Origin of the sequence: Mesonia profundi (genome assembly GCF_031085155.1) — a bacterium.
Classification (GTDB): Bacteria; Bacteroidota; Bacteroidia; order Flavobacteriales; family Flavobacteriaceae; genus Mesonia; species Mesonia profundi.
Genome location: NZ_JAVHUL010000061.1, coordinates 1 through 7,049, shown reverse-complemented (window position 1 = coordinate 7,049; position 7,049 = coordinate 1). Strand labels below are relative to the sequence as shown.

Sequence of the window (7,049 nt, the reverse complement as noted above, 5' to 3'; positions counted from 1 at the left end):
GTTTTTTTGCCATAATTTAAATCTATAAATATTTATGGACTCTAAAAAATCGTCACATCAAAGGTAGACACTCCAATCCTTTTAGCGAAAAATATGCTTGGGTAGAGGATCAATTCGGCGTAAGCTGGCAACTTTATACCGGTGAAAAAGGAGATACAGATCAATATTTTGTGCCTCATATGATGTTTGTAGAACATAATACTGGGAAAGCGAAAGCGGCTATGAATTTTTACACTTCTATATTTAAAAACTCTTCTATAAAAGGGGTTCTAGAATATGCCAAAGAAAAAGAAGAGAAGCCAGGATATGTAAAACATGCTCAATTTCAATTAAATGATTTTATGCTTTCTTGTATGGAAAGTTCTGTAGCGCATCAATTCAATTTTACAGAGGCAGTTTCCTTAGTGGTCTTAACTCAAGATCAAGAAGAAACAGATTATTTATGGAATTCGCTTATTGCTGAAGGAGGAAAGGAGAGTAAGTGCGGTTGGTTAAAAGATCAATATGGCGTAAGCTGGCAAATTATACCTAAAAAGCTTTTAGAGTTAAAGGATCAAGAGAACCAAGAAAAAGCTCAAAAAGTGGTACAAGCTATGTTAAAAATGGAAAAAATAGATATTTCAAAATTAGAAAAAGCGAATCAATCCTAATCAATTATGAAAGATAAAATAAGTATTTCAATAGATATTGAAGCTCCTGTAGAAAAAGTTTGGAAATATTGGACAGTGCCAAAATACATTACACAATGGAATTTTGCTACAGAGGATTGGTGTTGTCCAAAGGCAGAAAACGATTTGCGTGTAGGAGGAAAGTATCTTGCACGTATGGAAGCTAAAGATGGAAGCTTTGGGTTTGATTTTGAAGCAACTTATAACCAAGTGGAGAAATTTAAAAAAATAAAATATACCATTGCCGATGGGAGAGAGGTAATGATTGATTTTGAGAATTTTCAAAATAAAACAAGGATAAATATGGTTTTTGATACTGAAAATCAAAACTCTATCGGAAAACAACAAGAAGGTTGGGAAGCTATTTTGAGGAACTTTAAAACTTATACTGAAAATAAATAGCCTAAAACCTTAAAGTTTGTTTGTATTAAATTTCAAATTTTGTGTATCTTTGAAGAAATTCTTTTAAACTTAGAAATTATGATGTTCGAATTTGGTCAGTACCTTGGCTTTTTAGCGTTCGCTGGTATCGCTTTAATCGGTTTTTGGTTAATGGTATTTTTATTGACTTTTGCAGTGCCTTACTGGATAGGAGGTTCTTTATTAGAAATGTTTAAAGAGAAAAAAGAAGAAAGACGTAAAAAGAAAGAAGCCTTACAATAAGTAGCCTTCATATAGTATATAAAAAAAAGGAAGCTAAATTTTAGCTTCCTTTTTTTATGTTTTTATGGGAAAGAGAAGAAATTAACCTTCATAATCTCCACCCTCATCCATTCCTGAAGAATTACCTCCATTACGTCCTCGCTGGTTTTTAGGCTGATTAAATCTATAAACCACTCCTAAAGTAATTTGTCTTTCTCTCCACTGGAATTCACTGTTTGAAGTAAAGTAATCCAAATCATCTACGCCAGTTCTATTATTAGAGAAAGAAGTTCTTTTTCTTGTATTAAACACATCGCTTACATTTAAAGAAATGGTAGCTACATCTTTAATAAGGTCTTTGCTTAGGGCAATGTTCATAGAAAATATTCCGTCACTTTCTGTAGTGGCATTTTTACTAGGACCTCTATAAAATCCTGTAGTTTGCCATTGGATATCACTTGGTAAGGTTACTTTAGAGCTAAAACGTGCAAACCAACTGGTATTCTCTGAATCATAATTTACACCATTAAAATCTCCTTTAGTTGTAGAATTATATATATTGAAACTTCCGTTAAGGCGAAGCCAATCTATAGGATTGTAAAGGAGGCCTAATTCTCCTCCAAAACGATCGTTTTTAGCCAAGTTAATTGGAATAGAACGGATAATTTTTTCTCCGTCTGTAGTAGTGTTTCCTGTATCTTCTTTAATACGCTCAAAAGATTCGGTTTCGTGTTGGTAGTAAATAGAAGATGTGAGGGTTAATTTATCCCATTGCTTTAGGTAACCAATATCGAAGGCATCAGAATACGCAGGGTCTAAATCGGGGTTTCCTTGAAAGATATTGGTTCTACTAGATCTTGATGGGAATGGATTAATATACCATCCACGCGGACGGTTAATTCTTCGGTTATAACCTACAGAGACATGTTCTTCTTCTCCCAGTTCATAAATTAAATTCACGGTAGGAAAGAGGCCTAAATAATTTTTATCAAAATTCACATCTACATCGGTTCCCAATTCTTCTTCCAAAGCACCTTGGTCGGCAAATTCAGAATCAATTTTTCCCTTTAATTGCGTTTGCTCTAGACGTAAGCCTAATAAGAAAGAGAACTTCCCAAGTTTATTACCATATTGTGTGTAAACAGCATTTACATTTTCGTTATAAGTAAATTTATTAGTGAGCAACGAGTCAATTTCATATAAGTTGTTACTTAAATTAAGAGACTCTAAAGTATAATCGGTTACTTCTTCTTTAAAGGTACCACGGTAACCGGCTTCAAACTGCGCTTCTCCCAGAGGCAACACATAATCTGCTTGGATAAGAAATTCGTTTTGTTTTTCATTTTCAAAAATTCGATCTTTTCCTTGTAAATTCTCCGTAGGGAAATTAAAATTCTCAACGATAGAAGTAGGTCGGTCTTCATTATCATAAGAATATTGTAAATCGGCGGTTAATTTATGTCCTTCATCATTGAACTTATTCACATAATTTAAGGCGTATTGATAACTCTCATCCTTCTCTTTTTCGATTTCTGTTCTTGTAGTTGAATTGATAAGGTTATCGTTTAGAAAACGAGAAGTATTGTTTTTACTAATATCTTTATCATCTCCAAAACGCATAAAAACACTTCCTGTTATCGAAGAACTCTCCGTAAGGAAATACTGCATTCCTAAGTTGGTGTTGATTCCTTGGCGTCTACGATCATAATCTCGATCTTCAATAGACCTGTCTACAGAAAGGCTATCTCCGTAATAACGGTTGTCAAAAAAAGCATGTCCTGGTGCTTTTTTATAATAAACTCCAGTGGTATTAAAAATATTAAATTTATCTGTTCTTAAATTAAGGTTAGCCGAAATAGAGCTGTTGGTAGGATAACCTAGGTTAGCCGAAATAGAACCGTTTAAACCTAAGGTTTTTTCTTTTCTTAGAATAATATTCAAAATTCCAGCGGTACCTTCAGCATCATAACGAGCAGAAGGGGAGGTGATTACTTCTACGCGTTCAATAGCATCTGCAGGAAGTTGTTTAAAGACATCTGTATCGCCAAATCCTGCCATGGCAGAAGGTTTTCCGTTGATTAAAATTTTCACGTTTTCATTTCCGCGTAAGCTAATTGCGCCTTCTACATCTACGGTAACCGAAGGAACATTACTCAACGCATCGCTAATGCTAGCTCCTTGAGTGGTCAAATCTTTACCAATATTATAGATTTTTTTATCTAATCTTATGTCTACTTGAGTTGTTTCCGATCTAATCACCACTTCATCCAAACTATCGGCATTAAGACCTAATCGAACTGTACCTAGAGTGATATCTTTCGTAATGCTTCTATTATTGAACTTTTTGGGTTCAAAAGAAATATATTCTACGATAATATTATAGGTTCCTTCCTTCACTTCGATAGAGAAGTTTCCGTCAAAATCGGTTACTCCTCCTTGCGGAGAAAGTTTACCAGAAGGATCGTTAAAGGTAATAGTGGCGTATTCTAGGGGAATTCCCGCATCTTCATCTGTAACACTACCCGAAACGGTATAGTTGTTTTGAGCAAAACTAGCTACGGAAAGAAATAAGAATAATTTAAAGACTACGAAATTACGTAGAGATTTGTTCATCGTCATTTGGATTGTTTTGTAACTAAGACCCAATTATCTCGCGATGGTTTAATGAAGTTTTGTTAAATTTAGCTTAATAAAAAATCCGCTTTTGAGTAAAGCGGATTTTTAAAATGCTGTAATATTTTCTGTTTAGAACAAGTCTTTAATTTTATCAGAAGGTCTTCCAATAACTGCTTTCTCACCACGGATTACGATGGGACGTTCAATTAATTTAGGATGTTCTTGCATGGCCTCTAGAAGCTCGTCTTCAGAAAGTTTCTTGTCTTTATAATTTTCTTTCCAAACCTTTTCATTTTTTCTGATGAGATCTTCGGCTGAAATACCTAAAAGACTTAATACTTCTTTTATTTCTTCCTTTTCCATGGGAAGGTCTAAATATTTTACAATCTGAAAATCCTGTCCAGATTCTGCTAATATATTAAGTCCCTCTCTAGATTTAGAACATCTAGGATTGTGATAAATTTTAATCATAGTTGTTTATTTTTACTTAAAATAGGGTTTTTAGTTGATTATACTCCTATAAAATGATTTTTTCTTCGGATGTAAACCGCTTCATTTTGAACTTTTCAATCCAAAATATTTATTTTTGCTAATTGCTAATTGCTAATTGCTAATTGCTAATTGCTAACTCTCCTCTTTCTGACCCATCATCATGAGATAGGCTTTTAAGAAGTCATCAATATGTCCGTCCATCACCGCATCTATATTTCCTGTTTCTTCCGCAGTTCTCACATCTTTCACCAACTTATAAGGATGCATCACATAATTTCTTATTTGCGAACCCCATTCGATTTTCATTTTTTCTGATTCAATATCTTCGCGTTGTGCCAGTTGCTTCTGAAGCTCAATTTCATACAATTGCGATCGAAGCATTTTCATGGCAGTCGTTCGGTTGTCCTGTTGTGAGCGGGTTTCTGAACACGAAATGCGAATTCCTGTAGGATGATGCACCAACTGAACTTTCGTTTCTACTTTATTTACATTTTGTCCTCCGGCACCACTAGATCTAGCGGTAGTAATCTCAATATCTGCTGGGTTGATATCTATTTCTATAGAATCATCCACCAAAGGATACACATAAACCGATGCAAAAGAAGTATGACGTTTCGCATTGCTATCAAAAGGGGAAATACGCACCAAACGGTGAACGCCATTTTCTCCTTTTAACCAACCAAAAGCGTAATCGCCCTCAATTTCTATGGTCACGGTTTTAATTCCTGCCACATCTCCCTCTTGGTAATTGAGTTCTTTTACTTTAAAACCTTGCTTATCTGCCCACATGAGATACATTCTCATGAGCATATTTGCCCAGTCACAACTTTCTGTTCCTCCCGCGCCAGCAGTAATTTGAAGTACCGCCGAAAGTTCGTCTCCTTCTTCAGAAAGCATATTTTTAAACTCTAAATCCTCTAAAAGATTCTTTAGCTTTTCGTAACGTTGGTTTACGTCCTCTAGAGAAGCTTCCTCCTCTTTATAAAATTCAAAAATGACTTCTAAATCCTCATAAAAGGTGAGCGCAGTTTCATAAGCTTCTACCCATTTCTTTTCCTGATTAAGGCTTCGTACTAACTTCTGAGCCTCTTGCGGATGGTCCCAAAAATCTGGAGCGAAGGTTTTTTCTTCCTCATTAATAATTTCTATGCGTTTGGCATCAATGTCAAAGATATTGTTTTAGGGCAGTGACACGATCTTTGAGGTCTTTTAGGGTATCTTGGGTAATCATCTTTGCTTATTTTTTTATTGTTGAAAACAAAAATAGAAGTTCGTTAGCCTTCACAAAAAGATTTCAGCACTTATTTATGAAGAAATGCCGTTTTATTTGGTATAATATTTTTTTGGGCGCGTCCCTTATAAAAAATAAGGGTCGGGCTTTCGTTACTCGCTTTTTTACTTTTTAAAAAAGCAAAAAGAGCTCAAACATGCCACTCAATCCCTCGCGCAAAAACAAGTACAGCTTAAACATTTCATGTAAATTTGAACTCCTTGATAAAAAAAACGAAATGATAGACTTAAAAAGCGATACCATTACTAGACCTACGCCTGGCATGATGAAAGCGATTGTAGAAGCAAAAGTAGGGGATGATGTATATAAAGAAGACCCAACGGTAAATTTATTGGAAGAACGTTTAGCCAAGATGTTTGGTAAAGAAAAAGCCTTATTCTTTCCTACGGGAAGCATGGCTAACCAAGCTGCTATTAAACTCCATACGCAACCCAGCGAGCAATTAATCTGTGATAAATGGGCGCACGTTTATAATTATGAAGGCGGCGGAGCTTCTTTTAATAGCGGAGTCTCTTGTAAGTTACTAGACGGCAATCGCGGAATGATCACCGCAGCGCAAGTGGAGGAAGCTATTAATCCTCCAGATTTTTACCATAGTCCGTTGACTTCTTTAGTTTGTTTAGAAAACACCACCAATAAAGGCGGTGGTGCTTGTTATGATTTTGAGGAGATTAAAAAAATAAGAAAAGTCTGTGACGAACACCAGTTAGGATTGCATCTAGACGGCGCACGTTTATTTAATGCTTTGGTAGCGAAAGGAGAAACTGCGCAACAATACGGGGAAGTTTTTGATAGTATTTCTATTTGTCTATCTAAGGGACTTGGCGCTCCTTTAGGTTCCGTTTTAATTGGGAGTGAGAAAGTCATGAAAAATGCGATGCGCGTGCGTAAAGTTTTAGGTGGCGGAATGCGGCAAATAGGTTTTATGGCTGCCGCAGGAATTTATGCTTTAGAATATCATATAGAGCGGTTAGCCGAAGATCATTTGCGAGCACAAGAGCTAGGAAAGGTTTTGGCAACACAAGCTTACGTAAATGAAGTGGAGCCTATAGAAACCAATATCATTATTTTTTATTTAGCAGAAGAGATCAGCGAAAGCGATTTTTTAAAGAAACTAAAAGAGAAAGACGTCATTATTAGCAGTATGGGACAAGGAAAGCTGAGAATGGTTACGCATTTAGATTATACGCAGGAAATGCATGAGAAGCTACTGGAAATTTTAAAAAAGATGGCCTAGCTGATAGGGGCAGATCAGAAAAAATTTTGTCTAGTCCTAAATAATTGATACAGATTAATAAAGGATTAAATTTAATATTTAAAGCTGAACAATGACTTCATTG

At 35.4% G+C, this 7,049-nt stretch carries 7 protein-coding genes; 4 read left to right on the top strand and 3 right to left on the bottom strand.

The window, feature by feature from the left end; genetic code table 11:
• Positions 1 to 179: 179 nt before the first annotated feature.
• From RBU60_RS13845 to RBU60_RS13835, 3 genes are all read left to right on the top strand, one after another.
• Entirely contained in the window at positions 180 to 650 is a 471-nt protein-coding gene (locus RBU60_RS13845; RefSeq protein ID WP_308865658.1) for a VOC family protein, read from the top strand.
• 6 nt (positions 651 to 656) lie between these two features.
• Entirely contained in the window at positions 657 to 1,070 is a 414-nt protein-coding gene (locus tag RBU60_RS13840) for an SRPBCC domain-containing protein (protein ID WP_308865657.1), read from the top strand.
• 81 nt (positions 1,071 to 1,151) lie between these two features.
• Complete coding sequence (locus RBU60_RS13835; protein WP_308865659.1) at positions 1,152 to 1,331, top strand: hypothetical protein; 180 nt, start codon at positions 1,152 to 1,154, stop codon at positions 1,329 to 1,331.
• 81 nt (positions 1,332 to 1,412) lie between these two features.
• Here the strand turns inward: RBU60_RS13835 and RBU60_RS13830 are convergent, their stop codons facing one another.
• The 3 genes from RBU60_RS13830 to prfB form a co-directional block, all read right to left on the bottom strand.
• Positions 1,413 to 3,929, bottom strand: coding sequence for a TonB-dependent receptor domain-containing protein (locus RBU60_RS13830; protein ID WP_308865656.1), 2,517 nt, complete (start codon positions 3,927 to 3,929; stop codon positions 1,413 to 1,415).
• 126 nt (positions 3,930 to 4,055) lie between these two features.
• Positions 4,056 to 4,397, bottom strand: coding sequence for an arsenate reductase (glutaredoxin) (gene arsC, locus RBU60_RS13825; RefSeq protein ID WP_308865655.1), 342 nt, complete (start codon positions 4,395 to 4,397; stop codon positions 4,056 to 4,058).
• Between the two features lie 153 nt (positions 4,398 to 4,550).
• A protein-coding gene (gene prfB / locus RBU60_RS13820) for a peptide chain release factor 2 (RefSeq protein WP_308865654.1) occupies positions 4,551 to 5,649 on the bottom strand; the annotation gives its coding sequence in 2 pieces (ribosomal slippage) (positions 4,551 to 5,585 and positions 5,587 to 5,649; 1,098 coding nt in all).
• 277 nt (positions 5,650 to 5,926) lie between these two features.
• Here prfB and RBU60_RS13815 point away from each other — a divergent pair.
• Positions 5,927 to 6,946, top strand: coding sequence for a threonine aldolase family protein (locus RBU60_RS13815; protein ID WP_308865653.1), 1,020 nt, complete (start codon positions 5,927 to 5,929; stop codon positions 6,944 to 6,946).
• Positions 6,947 to 7,049 lie beyond the last annotated feature (103 nt).

Bases quoted from the DNA above. Each gene is read 5' to 3' on its own strand.
- RBU60_RS13845 (WP_308865658.1), top strand. From the start codon at position 180: ATGATGTTTGTAGAACATAATACTGGGAAAGCGAAAGCGGCTATGAAT.
- RBU60_RS13840 (WP_308865657.1), top strand. From the start codon at position 657: ATGAAAGATAAAATAAGTATTTCAATAGATATTGAAGCTCCTGTAGAA.
- RBU60_RS13835 (WP_308865659.1), top strand. From the start codon at position 1,152: ATGTTCGAATTTGGTCAGTACCTTGGCTTTTTAGCGTTCGCTGGTATC.
- RBU60_RS13830 (WP_308865656.1), bottom strand. From the start codon at position 3,929: ATGACGATGAACAAATCTCTACGTAATTTCGTAGTCTTTAAATTATTC.
- arsC (WP_308865655.1), bottom strand. From the start codon at position 4,397: ATGATTAAAATTTATCACAATCCTAGATGTTCTAAATCTAGAGAGGGA.
- RBU60_RS13815 (WP_308865653.1), top strand. From the start codon at position 5,927: ATGATAGACTTAAAAAGCGATACCATTACTAGACCTACGCCTGGCATG.